The sequence below is a fragment of the Bacillus sp. SIMBA_031 genome, assembly GCF_046535225.1.
Classification (GTDB): Bacteria; Bacillota; Bacilli; order Bacillales; family Bacillaceae; genus Bacillus; species Bacillus velezensis.
The window spans coordinates 127,741-152,964 of record NZ_JAWRXC010000007.1; the positions used below are offsets into that span (position 1 = coordinate 127,741).

Here is a 25,224-nt window from a genome sequence, read left to right on the forward strand (position 1 = left end):
TGAAAGGGAGATGTTTACATGTTTCAATATGAAGAACTAAATAAGCAGTTTATCGGCGGCCGATGGAGGGATGGAAGCAGCCGGAACGTATTGGAAAACAGAAATCCTTATACTCAAAAAGTCATCACCTCATTCCAAAAAGCGACGTCTGATGACGTGGATGCGGCATATCGCGCCGCGGCTCTTGCGAAACAAGAATGGGACAAAGTAAACCCTTTTAAAAAGCGGGCCATTTTGGAAAAAGCCGTTTCTTTCATCGAAGAGCACGAAGAAGCGATTATTTACTTAATCATGGAGGAGCTTGGCGGAACACGGCTGAAGGCTGAGTTTGAAATCGGACTTGTCAAAAATATGATAAAAGAAGCCGCAACATTTCCGGTGCGGATGGAAGGGAAAATTCTCCCGTCCACGATTGACGGAAAAGAAAACAGGCTGTACAGAATACCCGCCGGAGTCGTGGGGGTGATCAGCCCGTTTAATTTCCCGTTTTTCCTTTCGATGAAATCTGTTGCGCCGGCACTCGGCGCGGGGAACGGCGTCGTGCTGAAGCCTCATGAAGAAACACCGATCTGCGGCGGAACGCTTATCGCGAAAATTTTTGAAGCGTCCGGCGTACCGGACGGGCTGCTCAATGTTATCGTGACGGATATCGGGGAGATCGGCGACAGCTTTGTTGAGCATCCCGTGCCGCGGATTATCTCATTTACAGGCTCAACCGGAGTGGGCAGCTATATCGGACAGCTTGCGGTCAAACACTTTAAAAAACCGCTGTTGGAGCTTGGCGGAAACAGCGCGCTGATCGTGCTTGAGGATGCTGATCTTGAATACGCCGTCAATGCGGCCGTATTCAGCCGGTTTACGCATCAAGGCCAGATCTGTATGTCGGCGAACCGCGTGCTCGTTCACACATCTGTATATGACAAATTTACAGAGCTTTACGAAGCGAAAGTGTCATCGCTGAAAGTCGGCGATCCGATGGACCCTGATACGGTTATCGGTCCTTTAATCAATGAGAGACAGGCGGAAAGTCTGAGACGGTCTGTCGAAAAAGCGATAGAAGAGGGAGCGGTTCCGGTGCTGTCCGGCCGATTCAGCGGAACGGTCGCTGAGCCCGTCATTTTAAAAGATGTGAAACCTGAGATGAGCATCGCGAAGGAGGAGCTGTTCGGACCGGCCGTCTGCATCATGCCGTTCGAAACAGAGGATGAAGCGGTAAGCATCGCAAACGCGACACCGTTCGGTTTAAGCGGAGCCGTGCATACGGCAAACGTTGAGCGCGGCGTTGAGTTTGCCAAGCGGATCGAAACCGGCATGATTCACGTCAACGATACGACCATTAATGATGAACCGAACGTCGCGTTCGGCGGCGAGAAACAATCAGGTCTCGGCAGGCTGAACGGCGAATGGAGCCTTGAAGAATTCACCACGCTGAAATGGATTTCGGTTCAGCATGAAAAACGGCAATTCCCATATTAAGAAGGAGTGAAAGAAATGAGTATACAGACGGAGCAGCAAACGCACAGCCTGCTTGACGCTTTTGTCAAAGTTGCGCCTTTTTTAAACAGCCTGATCCAAGATGACATCACCATCGGAATTTATGATACAGAAAAATTAATCGTGAATATTCCGGCTAAAACGTTTTCTCTTAATGTAAAGCCGGGAGACCCGCTGCAAAAAGGGGACATCATTACAGACGCGATCCGCATGAATCAGAAGAAGACAAGCATGGTGCCGAAAGAGCTGTTCGGATTTCCGCTGATCGCCAGAGCGATTCCGCTTCACGATGAAAACGGAAAAGTCATCGGCGGCGTCGGTCTCGGCACCAGCCTTGAAAAATCAGCCAAGCTTCACGATGTCGCTGAAAGCCTGTCCGCCGTCGTGGAACAGACCGCTTCGGCCATCGCGGATATCTCAGAATCCATCAGCGGTTTCTCAGCACAGATGACCGGGATTTCCGCTCAGGCGAAACAAGTCAGTGAAAGCGCGGGAGAAATCGCCGACATTTCCGTCACTGTCAAGGGCATCTCGGATCAAAGCAATCTGCTCGGTTTGAATGCGGCCATTGAAGCCGCGAGAGCAGGAGAATCCGGCAAGGGCTTTTCCGTGGTGGCGGACGAAATCCGCAAGCTTGCCACTCATTCAAAAGACAACGTCGGCCAAATTGACCAGATTACGAAAAAAATCCACAGCCTGCTGAAAGGGCTGGAGGACTCAATTGAATCCATCAACCAGAACACGGACGGCCAAGCGGCGGCGGTTGAACAAATTTCTGCAACGATGCAGGAAATTTCGGGAAGCGCCCAGCATTTAGCGAAAATGGCTGAAAACGTACTCGGAGAGTCATAAAAAAAGGGAGCTTACGGGCTCCTTTTTTGTTTTCCCTTTATCAATCGGAAACTGCACTTACACGTTTGATCCATCATGCTCAGGGGTACACATACGAATACATCACCAATGATAAAGGAGAGTCTTGTATGTCTGATGCAAATCTGCACAACCCGCTGACGAAATATGATCATGATGAATTTCCAAAACAATATCAAGAACCGCCCGGTTTGCAAAAAGAGATGAAGCCTGTGCCGGATTGCGGTGAAACAAGCTATAAAGGAGCCGGCAAGCTGAAGGGAAGAAAAGCCCTCGTCACCGGCGGCGATTCAGGTATCGGCCGGGCCGCCGCGATTGCTTATGCCCGGGAAGGGGCGGATGTGGCGATTAACTATCTGCCTGAGGAACAGCCGGATGCTGAAGAAGTGAAAGCGTTAATTGAAAAAGAGGGAAGAAAAGCCGTTCTGCTGCCGGGAGATTTAAGCGATGAAGCGTTTTGCGGAGAATTGGCGGAAAAAGCGTATCAAGAGCTTGGCGGTCTTGACACGCTCGCTCTTGTCGCCGGCAAACAGCAGGCAGTGGATGATATCAGCGATCTTGCCACAGAACAAATCTATCAAACATTTGAAGTCAACGTATTCTCGCTGTATTGGCTCGTCAAAGCCGCGCTTCCGTATCTGCCGGAAGGCGCGTCTATTATCACGACAACGTCCGTAGAAGGGTATAATCCAAGCCCGATGCTGTTGGATTATGCCGCGACGAAACATGCCATTATCGGTTTTACCGTCGGCTTAGGAAAACAGCTGGCGAATAAAGGAATCAGAGTCAACTCGGTAGCACCGGGGCCGATCTGGACGCCGCTGCAGATTTCGGGAGGACAGCCCGGTGAAAACATTCCGAAATTCGGCAAGGAAACACCGGCCGTTCCATTAAAGCGCGCCGGACAGCCGGCGGAGCTAGCAGGGATTTATGTCTTTTTGGCCTCAGAAGAATCGAGCTATGTGACATCCCAAATTTACAGTGTAAGCGGAGGAATTTCGACAGCGTAATCAATAAGGAGCTGCCCTTCATACGGGGGCAGCTCTTTTTTTTTCGATGTTATGTGCCAAGCACGTTTTGATTATACAGGACACTCGGATGTGACGGATGATAGGAGGCGGCTTTGTCGTTATGAATCTTCGCTTTTTCTCTGTCGCCGAGCTGCCAGTGGCAGACGCAGAGCTGCAGATGGGGATACCAGGTGGAATATTCGAGCTGGGTAAAGCCTGCATCACTGCTTTTGGCGGATAGGGCGAGCTCATACCAAAACACGCCCTGCCGGTATTGCCGTTTCTCCGCAAAATAGTCGCCGAGCCTGCAGCAGAACTCCGGCCGCGGACAATCGATCAGAAATGATTTTAAGAGAGACGTCATGGCGGCCTCTTCATGGCCGACCGCCCTGTAGCAATCGGATAGATATTGGCACGTTCTGATCTCGTCTTCGATCCAGCACTGTTTTGTGGAAAGGAAATGGTGATAATACGTGATGGCGCGCTGATACTGGCCGTGATCCTTTAATTCATTCGCGAAGTAAAACAAATCGCGCGGTGTCATCGTTTCACTGTTTTCCGCCATTTTCTCATAAATCTTCAAGTTGCGGTCTGAGGGAGGCGAGTGCTTTTTCTCGGATTTCCGGTGTGTGACGGCAATATCGGTTTCTATGATGTTTCCGTATACTTCAAGATACTCATGCACGGCTCCGATCCAGCGGAACCCTTTTTCACGCTTGACGAGTCGATTGCGGCGGTATCTGAAGCTGACCTCTCCCCGAGCATCAAAGCCGACGTGATAATACATGGATACCGCGTCCACCTCTTTTGAAAGCGACGCCTTCAGTTCAATCAGCTTTTCACGGTCCTTTTCCGTCAGTATATCGTCGGCGTCCAGCCACAGAATATAATCCATTTCCGCTTTCGAAAACACAAAATTACGGGCGGCCGCAAAGTGATCGATCCATTCAAAATCATAAATCTTATCCGTATAACGGGCCGCAATTTCTTTCGTCCGGTCGGTCGAGCCCGTATCAGCAATCACAATTTCATCCGCAATGTCTTTGACGGAATCAAGACAGCCCGCAAGCACTTCCTCTTCATTTTTCACGATAACGCACAAACTGACGCTGATCATGTCATCACCTCTTCACCTCCAGTGTATAAAAGGAGAGGCGGAAACATTCTTCGGACAAAATGATCTCTTCCAAGAAATTTGTCTGTCCTTTTACTAGTTTTATTCCAGCGCCTGATTTAAAATGAACACATGAACTTACGTGAGGATTGATAGGGACCATGAGCATCATAAAAGCGGAAAACCTTTATAAAACATACGGAGATAAGACATTATTCGACCATATCTCCTTTCATATTGAAGAGAATGAAAGAATCGGTTTAATCGGCCCGAACGGAACGGGGAAGTCTACGCTTCTGAAAACCATTGCCGGCCTTGAATCAACGGAGGAAGGCGAGATTACGGCTTCAGGAAGCGTGCATATTGAGTTTTTGCATCAGGACCCTGAGCTTCCGGCCGGACAAACCGTACTTGAGCATATTTATTCCGGCGGATCAGCCGTCATGAGAACGATGAGAGAATACGAAAAAGCGCTTCAGGCGCTGAATGAAGAACCGGAAAATGACCAGCGCCAGAAACAGCTGCTTGATGCGCAGGCCCGAATGGACGCGAATGATGCGTGGGAGGCGAATACGTTAGCCAAAACGGTTTTAACCAAACTTGGCGTCACCGATCTGATGAAGGATGTCAGCGAGCTGTCCGGCGGCCAGAGAAAGCGCGTCGCGATTGCGAAAAACGTCATCCAGCCGGCTGACCTGCTCATTTTGGATGAACCGACAAACCACTTGGACAATGAAACGATTGAATGGCTGGAAGGCTACTTATCGCAATATCCGGGCGCCGTTATGCTTGTCACGCACGACAGATATTTTCTGAACAGGGTGACGAACAGAATTTACGAGCTTGAGAGAGGCAGCCTTTATACGTATAAAGGAAACTATGAAGTATTCTTGGAAAAACGGGCCGAACGGGAAGCGCTTGCGGAGCAAAAAGAAACAAAACGTCAAAACCTCCTGCGCCGCGAATTGGCGTGGCTCAGAAGAGGGGCGAAAGCGCGCTCGACGAAACAAAAAGCGAGAGTGGACAGAGCGGAGGCGCTCAAGGAGCAAAAAGGGCCGGCAGTCTCCGGATCACTCGATTTCGCGATCGGCTCCCACCGTCTCGGAAAACAGGTGATCGAAGCCGATAATGTCGCCATTACCTATAACGGCCAAGCGCTGATCAGCCAGTTTAATGAGCTTGTCATCCCGGGGGAAAGAATCGGCATCATCGGGCCGAACGGAATCGGGAAAACGACACTTTTAAACAGCCTCGCCGGCAGAATTCAGCCTGACAGCGGCAATATCACCATCGGGCAGACGGTCCGGATCGGCTACTACACCCAGGACCACAGCGAAATGAACGGTGATATGAAAGTCATTGAATATATAAAAGAGACGGCTGAAATCGTCAAAACGGCGGAAGGCGATGTCATCACTGCGGAACAAATGCTTGAGCGTTTTCTGTTCCCGCGTCCGATGCAGCAGACGTATATCAGAAAGCTGTCGGGCGGGGAAAAGCGCCGTCTGTACTTGCTGAATGTACTGATGCAGGAACCGAATGTGCTGTTTTTAGATGAGCCGACCAATGATCTGGACACGGAAACATTAAGCGTGCTCGAAGATTATATCGAACAGTTCCCAGGCGTCGTCATCACCGTATCCCATGACCGCTATTTCCTTGACCGCGTCATTGACCGCCTGATCGTATTTGAAGGACAAGGTGTCATTTCCCGTTTCCAAGGTTCGTACAGTGAATACATGGAACATGCAAAAGCGAAGAAGACGGCGGGAAAACAGCCGGCCGAAGAGAAAAAGGCGGAAGAAGAGCCGAAGAAAAAGCGCAAAAAGCTTTCATATAAGGATCAGATCGAATGGGACGGCATCGAAGACAAAATCGCCGGCCTTGAAGAAAAGCATCAGCGTCTGGAAGCGGAAATCGCTGAAGCGGGAAGTGATTTCGGAAAGATTCAAGAACTGATGGCCGAACAGGCAAAAACGGCTGAAGAGCTTGAAGCGGCGATGGAGCGCTGGACCGAATTGTCACTGATGATTGAAGAACTTGAGAATTAAGAAAAGCCGGTACGGCCCCCGAGAAGATGGCGGGTCATACCGGCTTTTTTTATCTTGCACAGATGTTTCCCGGCGCTTTAAAGACAAACGTTTTGTCCAAACCAAGTTTATCAGGCATAAAAGTTTACGTTTACGTTAAGGTTCAAATGGTGTATAATAGAAACAGATACGACAAGAGGGGGATTCACCTTGGAATGGATGAAGATTGATCAAGTTGCCAAGCGAAGCGGATTGACAAAACGAACCATTCGTTTTTACGAGGAGATTGGTTTGATTCCTGCTCCTAAACGGACAGAAGGCGGCGTCCGGCTTTACTCTGAAGATGATATGGAGGAGCTCGAAAAAGTAACCAGCACAAAAGAAGTGCTCGGTTTTTCCCTTCAGGAGCTTCAGCAGTTTATGGAGATGAGCCGTCAGCTGGAATTAAACAAAGAGGGGTACTTGTTGTCACTGGATCCGAAGGAACGGAAAGAAAAGCTGGAAGAGATTCAGCACACTTTGAACCACCAGCTTGAGATGATTGATGAGAAGATCAGCACATTTCAGCATTTTAAAACGCGCCTTAACGGAATGAAAGAAAAAGCTGAACGCGCCATTCAATCAATCGAATGATTTTGCTGTAAACGCTATGAAGATAGCGTTTCTTTTAATGGATGAAACAGGAGGTCTGGTCAAATGGATACATCATCACAACAGAAAACAGGCTTATTCAGCCAGCCGAAAGCCGTTTGGGCGGTTGCGTTTGCCTGTGTTATTTCCTTTATGGGAATCGGTCTTGTCGATCCGATTCTTCCGGCGATCGCCGCACAATTACATGCTTCACCTAGTGAAGTATCTCTGTTATTTACAAGTTATTTGCTCGTTACCGGTTTTATGATGTTTTTCTCCGGCGCGATTTCAAGCCGGATCGGCGCAAAATGGACGCTGCTTCTCGGACTTATTTTTATCATCGTGTTTGCCGCCCTTGGCGGAAGCTCAAGTTCAATCGCTCAGCTTGTCGGCTATCGCGGCGGCTGGGGGCTTGGGAATGCTCTCTTTATTTCAACCGCGCTTGCCGTCATTGTCGGGGTATCTGTCGGCGGCAGCGCCAAAGCCATTATTCTGTATGAGGCCGCGCTCGGCTTGGGGATTTCCGTCGGGCCGCTTGCCGGCGGAGAGCTTGGCAGCATTTCATGGCGCGCTCCGTTCTTCGGTGTGTCTGTCCTCATGTTCATAGCGCTTTGCGCGATTTCACTCATGCTGCCGAAGCTGCCGAAACCGGCGAAACGCGTCGGTGTGTTTGATGCGATGAAGGCGCTCAAATATAAAGGTCTTTTGACAATGGCAGTATCTGCATTCTTATACAACTTTGGATTTTTTATTTTGCTTGCTTATTCTCCGTTCGTGCTGGATTTAGATGAACACGGCCTTGGATACGTCTTCTTCGGCTGGGGGTTATTGCTGGCAATTACGTCAGTCTTTACGGCGCCGCTCTTGCACAAAGCGCTGGGAACAGTGCGTTCGCTCGTCGTTCTCTTTATCGCCTTTGCGGTCATTCTCATCGTCATGGGGATCTGGACTGACCATCAGACGTTGATCATTACGTGTATCGTTGTCGCCGGTGCTGTTCTCGGTATGGTGAATACGATCATGACAACCGCTGTGATGGGTTCTGCGCCGGTTGAACGTTCAATCGCGTCTTCAGCCTACAGCTCAGTCCGTTTTATCGGGGGTGCGCTCGCTCCGTGGATTGCGGGAATGCTGTCAGAACACTTCACCGCAAGCACTCCATATACAGTAGGCGGGATCGTCGTTTTTGTCGGCATGCTTGTCCTTCTCATGGGACGCAAACATCTCGCCGGAATAAAAGCCGGACATTAAGAAAAAAAGGAACTTCCGCACAGGCGGGAGTTCCTTTTTGTGTTTACAGCACTTTCGTCGTCCAAGATTCACAATTCCATGTTTCCGTCGCGATATCCATGTAGAACTCGGGTTCGTGGGAAATCAGCAGAATGGAGCCTTTGTATTCTTTCAGCGCGCGTTTCAGCTCTTCTTTCGCATCGACATCCAGGTGGTTTGTCGGTTCGTCAAGCACGAGCAGGTTTGTTTCTGAATTGATCAGCTTGCACAATCTGACCTTCGCTTTTTCTCCTCCGCTGAGAACGGAGACGCGGCTTTCAATGTGTTTGGTCGTCAGGCCGCATTTGGCGAGGGCGGCGCGGATTTCGTACTGGGTAAAGGAAGGAAATTCGCTCCACACTTCTTCGATGCACGTATTGTTATTGGTTTCTTTCACTTCCTGCTCGAAATAGCCCGTGTATTGATGCTCGCCCCGTTCCACCGTGCCTTCCAGCGGCTGGATTTCACCGAGCAGGCTTTTTAACAGCGTCGTTTTCCCGATGCCGTTTGCGCCGTACAGGGCGACTTTCTGTCCGCGCTCCATTCTGAGATTGAGCGGGCGTGACAGCGGAGTATCGTAGCCGATGACTAAGTCCTTCGTTTCAAAAATGAGCTTGCCTGACGTTCTCGCAGGCTTGAAATGGAATTCCGGTTTCGGTTTTTCGGCCGCCAGTTCGATCATATCCATCTTATCAAGCTTTTTCTGGCGGGACATCGCCATATTTCTCGTGCTGACGCGCGCTTTGTTGCGGGCGACGAAATCTTTCAGCTCAGCCACTTCCTGCTGCTGTTTTTTATAGGCGGCTTCGAGCTGCTGTTTTTTCACTTCGTATACTTCCATAAACTGATGGTAGTCGCCGACATAACGCGTCAGCTCCTGATTTTCCACATGATAAATCAAATTGATCACGCTGTTTAAAAACGGAATGTCGTGAGAAATTAAGATGAACGCATTTTCATATTCCTGTAAATAGCGTTGAAGCCATTCAATATGCTGTTCATCAAGGTAGTTGGTCGGTTCGTCCAACAGAAGGATTTCCGGTTTTTCCAAAAGCAGTTTGGCGAGCAGCACTTTCGTCCGCTGTCCGCCGCTTAAATCTGTGACGTCGCGGTCAAGTCCGACATCCTGCAGGCCGAGGCCGCGGGCGATTTCTTCAACTTTGCTGTCAATCACGTAGAAATCATTGTTTGTCAGGGCGTCTTGAATGACACCGACATCTTCAAGCAGCTGCTCAAGCTCATCAGGGTCTGCTTCGCCCATTTTGTTGTAAATCTCATTCATTTCCTCTTCCATTGCAAATAAGTAATGGAACGCATCCTTCAGCACGTCGCGGATCGTTTTTCCTTTTTCAAGTACGGTATGCTGATCGAGGTAGCCGACACGCACGTTTTTCGCCCATTCAACCTTACCTTCATCAGGCTCAAGCTTTCCGGTAATAATATTCATAAACGTTGATTTACCTTCGCCGTTTGCTCCGATTAAGCCGACGTGTTCCCCTTTTAAAAGACGGAACGATACATTGTTAAAAAGCGCACGATCACCGAAGCCGTGGCTTAAATCTTTTACGGATAAAATACTCATCATTACACCTCTATCGTTATCAGACACGCTTTTTTTATCATGTGTCTTTCTCATTTATGATTATAAAGGAGGAGACCGTTTGTTAAAAGGCTTGGAAGGAAAAAGAAAATTGCGTTTGGCGCGTGCATTTGAGATACTATGGAGTAGATTTTAAGAATTGAGGAGAACGACATGACCCAAACATGGCCATTTTTACAGCATACACAACCATTTATCGCCGAAAACTGGGAGGCTTCAGGCTTTCAGGAGCCGACCGTCATTCAGGAAAAAGCCGCTCAGGTGATTATGGAAGGGAAAGACGTCATTGCCGAATCCCCGACGGGAACGGGAAAAACATTGGCGTACACGCTTCCGGTTCTGGAGCGGATCAACCCGGAACAGAAACATCCGCAAGTGATCATTTTAGCGCCGTCCCGCGAGCTTGTGATGCAGATTTTTCAAGTGATTCAGGATTGGAAAAAAGGCTCCGATCTTCGCGCTTTGTCTTTGATCGGCGGGGCAAACGTGAAAAAGCAGGTGGAGAAGCTCAAAAATAAACCGCATATCATTGCCGGCACACCGGGCAGGGTGCTCGAATTGATTCAGGCGAAAAAGCTGAAAATGCATGAAGTCAAGACGATCGTTCTTGATGAAGCGGATCAGCTCGTGACAAAGGAACACCGCGAAACGATGAAAAAAATCATTAAAACGACGCTGAAAGACCGACAGCTTTTAAGCTTTTCCGCTACGCTGCAGCCGGAAACAGAACAGGTGCTGAATACCATCGCACACGAACCGGCCGTTTTGAAAGTGGAGCGGAATACGGCGGAAAAAGCGCGCGTCACACATCAATATCTCGTCTGCGATCAGCGGGATAAAGTAAAGCTATTGCAAAAGCTGTCACGGCTGAACGGCATGCAGGCGCTCGTGTTCGTCAGAGATATCGGAAATTTAAGCGTCTATGCGGAAAAACTTGCCTATCATCACGTGGACCTCGGCATCCTGCACGGAGAAGCGAAAAAAATGGAGCGGGCAAAGATATTATCAGCGTTTGAACGGGGAGAATTTCCGCTTCTTCTGGCGACTGACATTGCGGCGCGCGGACTCGATATCGATGATCTTCCGTACGTCATTCACGCGGACATACCGAATGAAGACGGATATATCCACAGATCCGGCCGGACGGGGCGGGCCGGTAAAGAAGGAACCGTACTCAGCCTTGTCACGCCGATGGAAGAATCCAAATTGAAAAAAATGGCCAAATCACTCGGAATTGAGCTGAAAGAGGCCGTTTATTCAGGCGGAAAATTATCTGAGAAATAAGAAACGGAGGGCGGGAAGCCCTTCTTTTTTATTGTAAAATAACGGAAAAGGTTCAGGCGGGGGCGGGAAGATGGTTTCAATAGACAGATTTCAAATATTGAAGGTGCGTGAGCTGAAAATCCTTGAATACTGGTTTAAGAACGATAACATCAGACGGAGAATGGATGCGATGCTGCCATTAGATGCGTGGTATGCACGATTGAGTAAAGATGGAGACGATACTGTCCTTATGGCATATGACGGGCAGCTTCCGGCAGGCATGGTCTCTATAGAGTTTGTGGAGGAGCGGGCGTATATCGGATTGATCGTCAATCCTTTGTACCAGCTTCAAGGGTACGGAAAACAGATCTTGCAAAAACTGCTGACTGATCCTGGGTTTACCGGCGTGCGGGAATGGGCGGCAAGCATCGAAAAAGACAATCAAATCAGTTTAGCCTGCTTTCAAGCAGCGGGATTCACTTTGGAAGATACGGAGCCGGATGAAGACGGCTTTCTTACTTTGATTCTTCGCGGCTGATGCGAAAAAGCAGAAAAGGAGGGGACAAAGCCCTCCTTTTTTCATCATCATGTTAACTTAGATCACTCACTTTGATGATCTGTTTGCCTTTGTTTTCTCCTTTAAACAGGCCGAGGAACGCGTCAGGAATATTGTTGAATCCTTCCGTAATCGTTTCTTCATAATGAAGCTTTCCGTCCTTAAGCCATTCGGCCAATTGTTTCGCACCTTCGGAAAAGCGGTCAGCATAATCACTGACGATGAATCCCTGCATCAGCGCTTTTGTTTTGATCAGCTTCGGCTGGACGCGGGGGCCCATGTCTTGTTCTTCACTTTCGGTATTGTACGATGAGATCGCTCCGCATACCGGAATGCGGGCAAATTCATTCAGCAGGTTTATCACCGCATCTGAAATCGGTCCGCCGACATTGTCAAAATAGACATCGACGCCGTCAGGACATGCCTGTTCCAGCGCTTTTTGAATATCATCCGCCGTTTTGTAATTAATGGCTTCATCAAATTGAAGCTCCTCTTTCAAATACGCGATTTTTTCATCAGATCCGGCGATGCCGACAACCCGCGCGCCTTTGATTTTGGCAATCTGTCCGACTGTTGAGCCGACGGCGCCCGCCGCGCCTGAAACGACGACGGTTTCGCCTTTTTTCGGACGGCCGATATCGAGCAGCCCGAAGTAAGCTGTCAGTCCGGTCATCCCTAAAATGCCGAGATACGCCTGGGCGGGTGCGATATCCGTATCCAACTTGCGGAGGGCGGACTCATTGACGGCTGAATATTCCTGCCACGCGAGATTTCCGATCACAACATCTCCTTTTTTCAGCTTATCGCCGTCTGTCAGAACCTCGGCAATCACTCCGCCTGTTATGGCTTCATCTAAAGCGAACGGCTCTACATATGATTTTGTATCCTGCATCCGTCCGCGCATGTACGGATCAACGGACACATAACTCGTTTTCACAAGCACTTCGCCGTCTTTCGGTTCGGGAACGGCAATCGTTTCAAAGCGGAAATCGTCATGGGCGGGAACGCCTTTGGGGCGTCTTGCCAATTGAATTTGCTGCTGATTATTCGGCATACTGAATCCTCCTTCAAGATAAGTGGTTGTTCCAAATGTAACACGAACCATTTCCCGATTACAAAATCAAACCGTCAGCGGCCATAAAAAAGAAGGGCCCAGGGCCCTTCTTTCCTTATATGCATATTTAATAGAATAACCGGTACACATCGGTGTTTTTCTCATGTTCCAAATATTCATAGGCATTCGTTTTTGAAGAAATAAGCATGTCAGCGGTAACGACGGGCTGAAGCGCGGTCAGATAAGAACCCAGCCTATTTTCAATTTCTTTCGGCAGAACGGATTCGATATCACCGATATTGATAATGATAGAGAAAACGAAATCGATATTAATATGAAAAGTATCTTCAGCAAAGGCCGTAAGCTCTTTTATTCCATCCGGGCAGCGGGTATGCCGGCGGAATACCTGCTTCACTAAATCACTGACAACCCAAGCGTTAAATCGCTGTTCCGGTGAAAAGTAATGAATAGGAACCACCTCCCTGCTTAATCGGCTCATGAAGATTTTTATTTTTCTGATAAATGTAGCTTCCTCTACTGTAACATGTCCCGCAAGAAAATATCCACCGACAACCTGCCCGTTTTTTCACGGAACTCTCTTTCTTTTGTTTGATCCTTGGTTGAGCGGGTAAACATCCAATATACAAAAACAAAAGGGAGGACTTATCAATGAAACCGGTAGTAAGAGAATATACAAATGATCAAAAACTGATGCAGGACGTAAAAGAGCTTCAGCAGCTGGGTGTTGCAAAAGAGGACGTATATGTGCTTTCACATGATGACGACAGAACGGACCGCCTGGCAGATAATACTGATGTCAACACCATCGGAGCGAAAGAAACGGGCATTAAACACGCGGTCGGCAATATGTTTAATAAAAAAGGTGACGAGCTCCGCAACAAAATTCACGAAATCGGCTTTTCAGAAGAGGAAGCGTCACAATTTGAAAAGCGCTTAGATGAAGGAAAAGTTCTTCTGTTTGTCACGGATAACGAAAAAGTAAAGTCATGGGCGTAAGCTGAACAGATCCCAAGGGGTTTTCGATCCCTTGGGATTTTTTGCGGTTTCCGCAATAAAACCGAAAGGCACATTCTGTACATTTTCGGTGCTGTTTCTCAACTGATTTGATACAATTCATTTGTAATAAATTGGAATAAAAAATCAGGAGGAGCACAATTCATGAAAAAAATGTTATTTATGCTGGCGGTTTGTTTATGTATGATCCCTGCGGACGTCTATGCCGCTGATCTGGGACGGCAGACGTTAGGAACAAATGACGGCTGGGGAGCCGCTTCCGGCGGGACAACCGGCGGCGCGAAAGCCTCTTCATCGAATGTATACACCGTATCAAACAGACAGCAGCTCGTTTCCGCATTAGGGGGAAGCGCCAACAGCACGCCGAAGATTATTTACATACAAGGCACAATCAATATGAATACGGACGACCGCAATAAAACACTCGGCTTTAATGATTATAAAGATCCGGCATATGATCTCAACGCTTATCTAAAGGCGTACGACCCGGACAAATGGGGGAAAAAAGCGCCGTCAGGCACCCAGGAAGACGCCAGACAGCGATCGCAAAAAAACCAGAAGGCACGGGTCGTGATTGACATTCCTTCAAATACGACGATCATCGGCTCGGGTTCAAATGCCAAAGTGACAGGCGGAAGTTTTAATATAAAGAACGGCGTCGACAATGTCATCATCCGCAACATTGAATTTCAAGACGCTTACGACTATTTTCCGCAATGGGACCCGACGGACGGCAGCAGCGGCAACTGGAACTCGGAATATGACAATATCACCATTAACGGCGCGACGCACATCTGGATCGATCATTGCACCTTTAATGACGGATCGAATCCCGACAGCGGTTTTCCCTACTATTACGGGAGAAAATATCAGCACCATGACGGCCAGACGGATATAGCCAACGGGGCGAATTATATTACATTGTCCTATAATAAATATCATGACCATGACAAAGGCTCCGTCATCGGAAACAGCGACAGTAAGACGTCGGATGAGGGAAAACTGAAGGTGACCCTTCACCATAACTATTACCAGAACATCGTCCAGCGCGCGCCGCGGGTCCGGTACGGACAGGTTCATATTTATAATAATTTTTACGCAGGCTCTAAAAGCGCCGCATACCCGTTCAGCTATGCGTGGGGCGCGGGCCACGCGTCGAAAATATATGCCCAGAATAATGTTTTTGAAGTGCCAGGACTGGCTGCTGATAAAGTCATCAGCGTCTTCAGCGGCGGAAAAGCGCTTCATGAAGACGGCACTCTTTTAAACGGCTCCTCCATTAACTCGTCAGCCGCCAACGGATTAAGTCAGTCCGTCGGCTGGACACCGTCATTGCACGGTTCCATCGGCTCATCATCAAATATAAAATCAGATGTTATATCTAAAGCCGGGTCGGGCATATTAAAATAATAAACAAGAAGCACAAAGGAAAATATTCCTTTGTGTTTTTTAATTAACAAAAACGTTTATTAACTTAGTTAAGTAGTAAAATGGGATAGGGGATGGAAGACAACAAAATAGGAGGAGACCTGTAATGGCTTCAGAAAAAGACGCAAAAAAACAGCAGGCAGTAAAAATCATTCCTTTGCTTATTACTGTTGCTGTGGGATTAATCATTTGGTTTATTCCCGCGCCGTCCGGACTTGAACCTAAAGCATGGCATTTGTTCGCTATTTTTGTCGCAACAATTATCGGCTTTATCTCCAAGCCCTTGCCAATGGGCGCAATTGCAATTTTTGCATTGGCAGTCACCGCGTTAACGGGAACGCTATCTATTGAAAATACGTTAAGCGGATTTGGAAACAAGACAATCTGGCTGATTGTCATCGCCTTTTTTATTTCCCGGGGATTTATCAAAACCGGGCTCGGCGCCAGGATTTCTTACGTATTCGTACAACGGTTCGGGAAGAAAACACTCGGCCTTTCTTATTCACTGCTTTTCAGTGATTTAATTTTATCACCTGCCATTCCGAGCAACACGGCACGGGCGGGCGGCATTATTTTTCCTATTATCAGATCATTATCCGAAACTTTCGGATCAACGCCGGCAGACGGAACAGAGCGGAAAATCGGCGCTTTCTTATTAAAAACCGGTTTTCAAGGAAACTTGATTACGTCTGCGATGTTTTTGACGGCAATGGCGGCGAACCCGCTGATCGCCAAGCTGGCCCACGATGTCGCAGGGGTGGACATCACATGGACAAGCTGGGCAATCGCGGCCATTGTACCGGGATTGGCGAGCTTAATCATTACGCCGCTCGTCATTTATAAGCTGTATCCGCCGGAAATTAAAGAAACACCGGATGCGGCTAAAATCGCAACGGAAAAATTGAAAGAAATGGGTCCGTTTAAAAAATCCGAACTCTCCATGGTCATCGTCTTTTTATTGGTGCTTGCGCTGTGGATTTTCGGAGGAAGCTTAAATATTGACGCAACGACGACGGCCCTGATCGGATTATCCGTTTTACTTTTGTCACAGGTATTAACATGGGAGGACATCAAAAAGGAACAAGGTGCATGGGATACGCTGACTTGGTTCGCGGCGCTTGTGATGCTGGCGAATTTCCTGAATGAGCTCGGTATGGTGTCTTGGTTCAGCAATATGATGAAATCTTCTGTTTCCGGTTTTTCATGGATTGTGGCATTTATGATTCTGATTGTCGTGTATTATTACACGCATTACTTCTTTGCGAGCGCAACCGCGCATATCAGCGCCATGTATGCGGCATTTCTCGCCGTCATCGTGGCGGCAGGCGCTCCGCCTCTGTTGGCGGCGCTCAGCTTGGCGTTTTTCAGCAACCTTTTCGGTTCGACGACGCATTACGGCTCAGGAGCGGCTCCGGTCTTTTTCGGAGCGGGCTATATATCGCAAAGCAAATGGTGGTCCATCGGCTTTATCCTGTCAATCGTCCATATTGTGACATGGCTTGTGATCGGCGGATTATGGTGGAAAGTATTAGGGTTATGGTAGAAGAAAAAGGCAGACTCAGGTCTGCCTTTTTTTTATTTCTGTAAGGAAGGGGAAGGGCCTGCACATGATGGCTCCAGTGCGAATAGAATATGGCCGGGGTGATAATATGAGCAGCGGCCGTAATCAATACATGATATTGAAACAGAAACCTTACAAATATATGAGCAGACATATGAAACGCCGGTATGAACAATTACCATGTGAACTTGAAAGACCGGAAACAGGGACGGAAAAACGGTTTTCGTCTTCAGATGAAAATCGATCTGCCTTGTGCGTACCCGGGCTGCGAGGTCCCGAAGGCAAAAGAGGACCCGCCGGCGCCCGCGGTCCGCAAGGGGAGGCGGGTCCGCCCGGTCCCCCGGGGCCTGAGGGACCGCCGGGAGCGGTTCCTGCGGTAGCTTTTCAAAATACAGCAGACCAGATGATGATTCCGTTAGAAGGAACACCGATAAACGTGTTAAGCGCAGTGATAGCCGCGCCGACAGATCAATTTGTGAAAACGGATGCCGTCATACAAGTAAACGTGGAATTAGATCCGCTCGCGTCTCATTTCTCATTGGTCTTAGCTGTCGATCTGCAAAGAAATGGCGTATCTATACAAACACAGAGACAAGAGCGGAACCTCTTTTCTTCAGGCGGACAAATCATAGGAATTCCTTTTACGTACATCGACGAAATGAAGGCGGATGAAACAGCCGCGTACCAGCTCTATTTATCCGTCCTTTCTTCGAATTACGTAACACAAGTCGCAGCGGCAAACCGCTCCCTCATTGCGACGGGATTCCCCATTCAAGGATCGGATTAAGGTGATGAAAAGAAATCACCTTTTTTATTTAGGTTGTCAAAACACAGCCCGTATTAATATGCTGTCTTAATAAGTAAGACGGTCAACAACGGGAAGGAGAGGGAAAAAGATTGAATGAATAATCCGATTATAAACGGAAGCTTTGAAACCGGTACATTAGCGGGGTGGAGTTCGGCAAATACCCAGATTAACAGTTTGTTTGCACATTCAGGGAGATATTCTGCGCAATTTATTGGAGCTCAGCCATATGCTTATCTCAGTCAAATCGTTCCCATTTCAGCCAAGTCAGTGACTCTATTCGTATCACTCGCAACGCTCGGAAATGAGCCAAGTCCCCAAGTAACTCTCCAGATCATCTATGTCAGCGCAGCAGGTGAACAAATCAGTTCCATTCAAGAAAATATTACACCCGGAAATTTGCCGAACGTGCTCTTCCACACATGGTCTGAAATCTATAAAACAAGCAGTGTGCCTTCTGGCGCGGCCTCTGCCGTCATTGTATTAAGTAAAGTTTCTACCGGCACGGTTTTAATAGACGATGTTTCATTGGCGCAAACCGGGGGTGAACCTGGCGTAACAGGAATTACAGGTCCCACAGGAGTGCCGGGCCCCACAGGAGTAACCGGACCAAGAGGAGTGACCGGAGTAACTGGTGTAACGGGATCAACTGGTTCAACCGGGGCAAGAGGAGCGACGGGGTCAACGGGTGCACCCGGGGTTACAGGCCCAACTGGCGCAACAGGTACAACCGGGGCAACAGGAACGACTGGGGTAACCGGAATAACGGGAGCCACCGGAGCAACAGGAGCCACCGGAGTAACGGGATCGACAGGAGCAATCGGTTCAACTGGCGCCACAGGTCCAACGGGTGCAACCGGGTCAACAGGAGGAACTGGTTCAACCGGAGCCACAGGTACAACCGGCTCAACTGGTATAACAGGAGCGACAGGAGTCACAGGATCAACGGGTGCATCCGGCCCGACTGGAGTAACTGGTCCAACTGGAGTAACCGGGTCGACGGGAGTAACAGGGGCAACCGGAGTAACAGGAGTAACAGGGGCAACAGGGGTTACTGGCCCAGACGGAGTGACTGGTCCAACTGGATTGACAGGCTCAATTGGTGCGACCGGATCAACGGGCGCCACGGGCATAACCGGAGCAACTGGGGTAGCAGGTACAACCGGAGTAACGGGGTTAACCGGAGCAACTGGTGTGACTGGCCCGACGGGGGTCACGGGATCGACCGGTTCAACTGGAGCAACCGGCCCAACCGGCTCGACCGGTCCAACGGGAGTAACAGGAGCGACTGGGGTAACTGGTGCAACCGGAGTAACCGGTTCATCGGGAGTGACTGGTTCAACTGGAATAACAGGAGCAACTGGTGTAACGGGGACAACTGGGGTAACAGGAGTAACTGGAGCGACAGGCCCAACGGGTGCAACAGGAGTAACAGGCATAACTGGTGTAACAGGATCGACTGGAGTAACAGGCACGACTGGGGTCACGGGCTCAACAGGAGTAACAGGCTCAGCTGGTAGAACAGGCCCAACCGGTGCAACGGGAGTAACAGGAGCGACAGGATCGACTGGGGTCACGGGTGTAACCGGCTCAACCGGCCCAACTGGGGTAACAGGATCAACCGGTGCAACGGGAGTAACAGGAGCCGCCGGAGAAACCGGGCAAATCGGGGATACAGGAGCGACTGGTCCAACTGGTGTAACGGGAGTAACTGGACCAACAGGAGCAGCAGGGCCAACTGGTATAACCGGAGAAACCGGGCCAACCGGAGAAACCGGATCGACAGGAGAAACTGGAGCGACGGGTGCATCCGGAGCAACGGGAATAACTGGTGTGACTGGCCCAACTGGGGCGAGTGGTGTAACTGGTCCAACAGGAGCCACCGGCTCAACGGGTGCAATGGGATCGACAGGAGCTACTGGGGTAACGGGTGTAACAGGATCAACCGGAGAAACGGGTTCAACTGGAGAAACCGGTGCGACAGGAATAACCGGGCCGACAGGAGCAACGGGAACGACCGGCTCAACAGGCACAACTGGCCCAACGGGAGTAACAGGATCGACAGGAGAAACCGGGTCAACTGGGGAGACTGGTCCAACGGGCTCAACTGGAGCAACAGGCCCAACTGGTGTGACTGGTCCAATTGGGGCGACTGGTGTAACTGGCCCAACCGGAATTACAGGAACAATCGGAGCAACAGGATCGACAGGAGAAACTGGGGCAACAGGCTCAACTGGTTCAACGGGAGTGACTGGAGAAACCGGTGCAACGGGATCGACAGGCTCAACAGGCCCAACCGGAGAAACGGGTCCAACTGGTATAACCGGAGCAACAGGAGTTACTGGCCCGACCGGGGTCACAGGCTCAACTGGAGCAACTGGCACAACAGGAGAAAACGGTTCAACAGGAGCAACGGGAGCCACCGGAGTAACAGGCCCAACTGGTGTAACTGGTTCAACCGGAGAAACCGGTGCAACAGGAGAAACTGGCCCAACGGGAGAAACAGGAGCGACCGGTTCAACTGGCTCAACCGGCGCAACTGGCTCAGCCGGAGTGACTGGTCCAACTGGATTGACAGGACCAACAGGCGCAACCGGAGAAACGGGTGCAATCGGCCCAACAGGAGGAACTGGGTCAACCGGGGCAACCGGGGTAACTGGAGAAATCGGTCCAACCGGAGTAACCGGTGCAACGGGAGAAACCGGCTCGACAGGAGAAACTGGATCAACCGGCTCAACTGGCCCAACCGGAGCAACAGGAGCAACAGGAGCAACAGGAGCAACAGGAGCAACAGGTGTAACTGGATCAACCGGTGCAACCGGAGCAACAGGAGAAACCGGAGCGACTGGTGTAACTGGGTCAATAGGAACAACCGGGTCAACAGGAACAACCGGCGCAACGGGCGCCACTGGAATAACTGGAGCAACTGGAACAACTGGAGAAACGGGGTCAACCGGTTCAACTGGGGAGACTGGTCCAACTGGTGTAACCGGCTCAACCGGAGCAACAGGTGCAATCGGCCCAACAGGAGGAACTGGGTCAACCGGGGCAACAGGTGTAACTGGAGAAATCGGTCCAACCGGAGTAACCGGTGCAACGGGAGAAACCGGCTCGACAGGAGAAACTGGATCAACCGGCTCAACTGGCCCAACCGGAGCAACAGGAGAAACTGGTGCAACGGGAGTAACGGGTCCAACCGGAGAAACCGGGTCGACAGGAATAACCGGAGCAACGGGAGTGACTGGAGCAACAGGAGCAACAGGAGCAACAGGTGTAACTGGATCAACCGGTGCAACCGGAGCAACAGGAGAAACCGGAGCGACCGGTGTAACTGGGTCAATAGGAACAACCGGGTCAACAGGAACAACCGGCGCAACGGGCGCCACTGGAATAACTGGAGCAACTGGAACAACTGGAGAAACGGGGTCAACCGGTTCAACTGGGGAGACTGGTCCAACTGGTGTAACCGGCTCAACCGGAGCAACAGGTGCAATCGGCCCAACAGGAGGAACTGGGTCAACCGGGGCAACAGGTGTAACTGGAGAAATCGGTCCAACCGGAGTAACCGGTGCAACGGGAGAAACCGGCTCAACCGGAGCAACAGGAACAACAGGATCAACAGGGCCAATAGGAGTAACCGGTCCAACTGGAATAACTGGAGCGACAGGAGAAACCGGTTCAACTGGCTCAACCGGAGTAACGGGCTTAACAGGATCAACAGGGTCGACCGGAGTGACTGGTGCAACAGGCACAACCGGTCCAACCGGAGCGACTGGAGTAACAGGCCCAACTGGTGTAACTGGTTCAACCGGAGAAACCGGGTCGACAGGAATAACCGGAGCGACTGGAGTGACTGGGGCAACGGGGATAACAGGAGCAACAGGAATAACAGGCTCAACGGGGCCGACCGGAATAACAGGCTCAACCGGGGATACAGGAGTGACTGGGGCAACAGGCTCGACAGGCCCAACCGGAGAAACCGGAACCACGGGCTCAACAGGAGAAACCGGTGCAACGGGAGTAACTGGAGCGACCGGAGTAACTGGGGTAACGGGAGAAACCGGCCCAACAGGGGCAACGGGTGTAACTGGATCAACAGGAGTGACAGGTTCAACTGGAGAAACTGGCGCGACTGGCTCAACCGGAGTAACTGGAGCAACAGGACCGACTGGAGCAACAGGAGAAACTGGCTCGACCGGGGATACCGGAGCTACTGGAGAAACCGGCCCAACCGGCTCAACTGGCTCAACCGGAGAAACAGGAGAAACCGGCGCAACCGGTGTAACTGGAGAAATCGGACCAACGGGAGCGACCGGAGAAACGGGCCCAACCGGAGCAACAGGAATAACAGGCCCAACCGGAATCACGGGTCCAACCGGAGAAACAGGAGAAACCGGCGCGACTGGCTCAACGGGCTCAACTGGAGTAACAGGGGCAACAGGAGCCATGGGAGCAACCGGAGCAACCGGAGCAACTGGAGTGACTGGACCAACAGGGGTTACTGGCTCAACAGGTGAAACCGGTGCAACTGGAGTGACTGGAGCAACGGGGATAACTGGAGCGACTGGTTCAACCGGAGAAACCGGTGTAACCGGAGCAACGGGAGCGACTGGCGCAACCGGTACAACCGGAATAACAGGCCCAACCGGTCCAACGGGTGTGACTGGAGCAACGGGTATAACTGGAGCAACTGGGATAACAGGCTCAACTGGAGTAACCGGCCTAACTGGTGTAACGGGTGTAACCGGATCGACAGGAGCAACTGGCTCAACCGGCGCAACGGGAATAACTGGAGCAACTGGCTCAACCGGCGCAACGGGAATAACTGGAGAAACCGGCTCAACTGGTGCAACAGGGGCGACTGGAGAAACCGGCCCAACTGGTGTAACTGGTTCAACCGGTGCAACGGGAGTAACAGGAGCCATCGGAGTAACCGGGCCAATCGGGGATACAGGAGCGACTGGTGTAACTGGTCCAACGGGATCGACAGGCACAACCGGTTTAACCGGAGTAACGGGGGTAACTGGAGAAATCGGCCCAACGGGAGAAACCGGGGCGACCGGTGTAACTGGGTCAACAGGAGCCACAGGAGCCACCGGCTCAACGGGTGCAACGGGATCGACAGGAGCGACTGGGGTAACGGGTGTAACAGGATCAACCGGAGAAACAGGTTCAACTGGAGTAACCGGGGCGACGGGAGTAACCGGCCCAACTGGTATAACCGGAGTAACAGGTGCGATCGGAATAACCGGGTCAATTGGGGAGACTGGTCCAACGGGATCGACAGGAGAAACTGGAGCGACTGGCTCAACGGGCTCAACTGGAGCAACCGGCCCAACTGGAGCAACAGGAGCAACAGGAGAAACCGGAGTAACAGGGGCAACAGGAGTAACTGGCCCGACTGGGGTCATGGGTTCAACTGGTGTAACTGGTTCAACCGGCGCAACGGGAATAACTGGAGAAACTGGTCCAACTGGTGTAACGGGCTCAACCGGAGTAACAGGAGCAACCGGTGCAACTGGAGTTACTGGCGCAACGGGAGTAACTGGCTCGACTGGGGATACCGGAGCTACTGGAGAAATCGGCCCAACGGGAGAGACCGGTCCAACCGGATCAACAGGCTCGACAGGCCCAACCGGCGCAACAGGAGAAACCGGAACCACTGGCTCAACCGGCTCGACTGGTGTAACCGGGGCGACGGGAGTAACCGGTCCAACTGGTGTAACTGGTCCAACTGGAGAAACCGGCTCAACTGGTACGACGGGAATAACTGGAGCAACCGGTGCAACAGGAGCAACCGGAGAAACCGGAGTAACAGGGGCAACAGGAGTAACTGGCCCGACTGGGGTCACGGGTTCAACTGGTGTAACTGGTTCAACCGGCGCAACGGGAATAACTGGCTCAACTGGTCCAACGGGTGCAACCGGCTCGACTGGCTCAACTGGAGCAACAGGTTCAACCGGAGAAACCGGCTCAACGGGTGCAACGGGATCGACAGGCACAATCGGTTTAACCGGAGTAACCGGTCCAACTGGTGTAACCGGCCCAACCGGAATTACAGGAACAACCGGAGCAACAGGATCGACAGGAGAAACTGGGGCAACAGGATCAACCGGAGAAACGGGAGTAACGGGTCCAACAGGATCAACAGGCTCAACAGGCCCAACCGGAGTAACGGGTCCAACTGGTATAACCGGAGCAACAGGAATAACAGGCTCAACTGGAATCACGGGTCCAACCGGAGTAACCGGTGCGACAGGAGAAACCGGAGCGACCGGTGTAACTGGGGCAACAGGAACAACGGGAGAAACCGGTGCAACAGGGGCGACTGGAGTAACAGGCCCAACTGGTGTAACTGGTTCAACCGGAGAAACCGGTGCAACGGGATCGACAGGCCCAACTGGTTCAACAGGATCAACGGGAGCCACCGGAGTAACAGGAGTTACTGGCCCGACCGGGGTCACAGGCTCAACTGGAGCAACTGGCACAACAGGAGAAAACGGTGCAACAGGAGTAACTGGGGCAACGGGGTCAACCGGGTCAACTGGGGAGACTGGTCCAAAGGGATCGACAGGCCCAACCGGAGCAACAGGTGGAACCGGCGAAACAGGCGCGACGGGCCCAATAGGTTCAACAGGAGCAACGGGGGCAACCGGAGAAACCGGCATAACAGGCCCAACCGGAGCAACAGGCTCAACCGGTGCGACAGGCCCAACTGGAGCAACAGGTGCAACTGGAGAAACCGGCGTAACTGGAACAACCGGCTTGACTGGTGCAACAGGGGCGACTGGAGTAACAGGCCCAACTGGTGTAACTGGTTCAACCGGAGCAACCGGCCCAACCGGAGCAACAGGTGCAACTGGAGAAACCGGCGCAACAGGAGTAACAGGCCCAACCGGAGCAACGGGAGAAACAGGATCAACCGGTCCAACCGGAGTAACGGGAGAAACAGGATCAACCGGTCCAACCGGAGCAACGGGAGAAACAGGATCAACCGGTCCAACCGGAGCAACGGGAGTAACCGGCTCAATCGGAGCAACGGGAGCAACGGGAGTAACCGGTCCAACCGGCTCAACCGGAGCAACGGGAGAAACAGGTGCAATAGGTATAACTGGAGCAACGGGAGAAACAGGTGCAATAGGTATAACTGGAGCAACGGGAGTAACTGGAGTAACAGGAGTAACGGGTGCAACCGGAGTAACCGGAATAACGGGCCCAACCGGATCGACAGGCCCAACCGGCTTGACTGGAGCAACTGGAGTAACGGGAGTAACCGGAGCAACGGGAGTAACGGGAGTAACCGGAGCAACGGGAGTAACCGGAGCAACGGGAGTAACGGGAGTAACCGGAGTAACCGGAGCAACGGGAGTAACGGGAGTAACCGGAGCAACGGGAGTAACGGGAGTAACCGGAGCAACTGGAGTAACGGGAGTAACGGGAGTAACCGGAGCAACGGGAGTAACGGGAGTAACCGGAGCAACGGGAGTAACCGGAGCAACGGGAGT

16 protein-coding genes and 1 pseudogene are annotated in these 25,224 nt (G+C 51.1%); 13 read left to right on the forward strand and 4 right to left on the reverse strand.

Annotated features, from left to right (window positions below; all coding sequences use genetic code 11):
- Positions 1-18 precede the first annotated feature (18 nt).
- The 3 genes and pseudogenes from yfmT to SB724_RS16625 all read left to right on the forward strand — a co-directional run bounded on the left by yfmT (position 19) and on the right by SB724_RS16625 (position 3,374).
- The gene (gene yfmT, locus SB724_RS16615; protein ID WP_410571983.1) at positions 19-1,476 is read left to right on the forward strand and encodes a benzaldehyde dehydrogenase; all 1,458 of its coding nucleotides are present in this window, start codon (positions 19-21) and stop codon (positions 1,474-1,476) included.
- 504 nt (positions 1,477-1,980) lie between these two features.
- Positions 1,981-2,346 (forward strand): annotated as a pseudogene (locus SB724_RS16620) (methyl-accepting chemotaxis protein); the annotation flags it as partial.
- Between the two features lie 128 nt (positions 2,347-2,474).
- Positions 2,475-3,374 (forward strand): SDR family oxidoreductase, encoded by a 900-nt coding sequence (locus SB724_RS16625; RefSeq protein ID WP_410571985.1) that lies wholly within the window; start codon positions 2,475-2,477, stop codon positions 3,372-3,374.
- Positions 3,375-3,423: 49 nt separating this feature from the next.
- Here SB724_RS16625 and SB724_RS16630 read toward each other — a convergent pair whose 3' ends face one another.
- A complete protein-coding gene (locus SB724_RS16630) occupies positions 3,424-4,491 on the reverse strand; it encodes a glycosyltransferase (RefSeq protein WP_007609987.1) in 1,068 nt (355 codons plus the stop codon).
- Positions 4,492-4,649: 158 nt separating this feature from the next.
- Between SB724_RS16630 and SB724_RS16635 the strand changes: the two genes are divergently transcribed.
- The 3 genes from SB724_RS16635 to SB724_RS16645 all read left to right on the forward strand — a co-directional run bounded on the left by SB724_RS16635 (position 4,650) and on the right by SB724_RS16645 (position 8,399).
- Positions 4,650-6,539, forward strand: a complete 1,890-nt coding sequence (locus tag SB724_RS16635; protein WP_410571987.1) for an ABC-F family ATP-binding cassette domain-containing protein — start codon at positions 4,650-4,652, stop codon at positions 6,537-6,539.
- Positions 6,540-6,728: 189 nt separating this feature from the next.
- The gene (locus SB724_RS16640; RefSeq protein WP_130571735.1) at positions 6,729-7,151 is read left to right on the forward strand and encodes a MerR family transcriptional regulator; all 423 of its coding nucleotides are present in this window, start codon (positions 6,729-6,731) and stop codon (positions 7,149-7,151) included.
- Between the two features lie 63 nt (positions 7,152-7,214).
- Entirely contained in the window at positions 7,215-8,399 is a 1,185-nt protein-coding gene (locus tag SB724_RS16645; protein ID WP_032872451.1) for an MFS transporter, read from the forward strand.
- A 43-nt stretch (positions 8,400-8,442) separates the two neighbouring features.
- Here the strand turns inward: SB724_RS16645 and SB724_RS16650 are convergent, their stop codons facing one another.
- A complete protein-coding gene (locus tag SB724_RS16650; RefSeq protein WP_410571990.1) occupies positions 8,443-9,999 on the reverse strand; it encodes an ABC-F family ATP-binding cassette domain-containing protein in 1,557 nt (518 codons plus the stop codon).
- A 171-nt stretch (positions 10,000-10,170) separates the two neighbouring features.
- On the opposite strand from SB724_RS16650, the gene SB724_RS16655 reads away from it, so the two are divergent.
- Positions 10,171-11,301 carry a DEAD/DEAH box helicase gene (locus SB724_RS16655; protein ID WP_032872449.1) on the forward strand — a complete coding sequence of 377 codons (1,131 nt, stop codon included), beginning with the start codon at positions 10,171-10,173 and terminating at the stop codon, positions 11,299-11,301.
- Positions 11,302-11,371: 70 nt separating this feature from the next.
- The gene (locus SB724_RS16660) at positions 11,372-11,818 is read left to right on the forward strand and encodes a GNAT family N-acetyltransferase (RefSeq protein WP_410571992.1); all 447 of its coding nucleotides are present in this window, start codon (positions 11,372-11,374) and stop codon (positions 11,816-11,818) included.
- Between the two features lie 52 nt (positions 11,819-11,870).
- Here the strand turns inward: SB724_RS16660 and SB724_RS16665 are convergent, their stop codons facing one another.
- Both SB724_RS16665 and SB724_RS16670 read right to left on the reverse strand, forming a co-directional pair.
- Positions 11,871-12,890 (reverse strand): NADP-dependent oxidoreductase, encoded by a 1,020-nt coding sequence (locus SB724_RS16665; protein WP_410571994.1) that lies wholly within the window; start codon positions 12,888-12,890, stop codon positions 11,871-11,873.
- A 127-nt stretch (positions 12,891-13,017) separates the two neighbouring features.
- Complete coding sequence (locus SB724_RS16670; RefSeq protein ID WP_410571996.1) at positions 13,018-13,368, reverse strand: DUF3212 family protein; 351 nt, start codon at positions 13,366-13,368, stop codon at positions 13,018-13,020.
- 191 nt (positions 13,369-13,559) lie between these two features.
- On the opposite strand from SB724_RS16670, the gene SB724_RS16675 reads away from it, so the two are divergent.
- The 5 genes from SB724_RS16675 to SB724_RS16695 all read left to right on the forward strand — a co-directional run.
- Positions 13,560-13,907 (forward strand): YflT domain-containing protein, encoded by a 348-nt coding sequence (locus tag SB724_RS16675; RefSeq protein WP_003155650.1) that lies wholly within the window; start codon positions 13,560-13,562, stop codon positions 13,905-13,907.
- Between the two features lie 162 nt (positions 13,908-14,069).
- On the forward strand, positions 14,070-15,335 hold the full coding sequence (locus SB724_RS16680; protein ID WP_410571998.1) for a pectate lyase: 1,266 nt from the start codon (positions 14,070-14,072) through the stop codon (positions 15,333-15,335).
- A gap of 124 nt (positions 15,336-15,459) precedes the next feature.
- On the forward strand, positions 15,460-16,896 hold the full coding sequence (locus SB724_RS16685; protein ID WP_007408966.1) for an anion permease: 1,437 nt from the start codon (positions 15,460-15,462) through the stop codon (positions 16,894-16,896).
- A 106-nt stretch (positions 16,897-17,002) separates the two neighbouring features.
- Positions 17,003-17,701: a hypothetical protein gene (locus tag SB724_RS16690; RefSeq protein WP_410572000.1), complete on the forward strand. Its 699-nt coding sequence runs from the start codon at positions 17,003-17,005 to the stop codon at positions 17,699-17,701.
- Between the two features lie 114 nt (positions 17,702-17,815).
- Positions 17,816-25,224, forward strand: a 7,409-nt coding sequence (locus SB724_RS16695) for an NTTRR-F1 domain (protein ID WP_410572002.1), incomplete at its 3' end; no start/stop codon positions are given.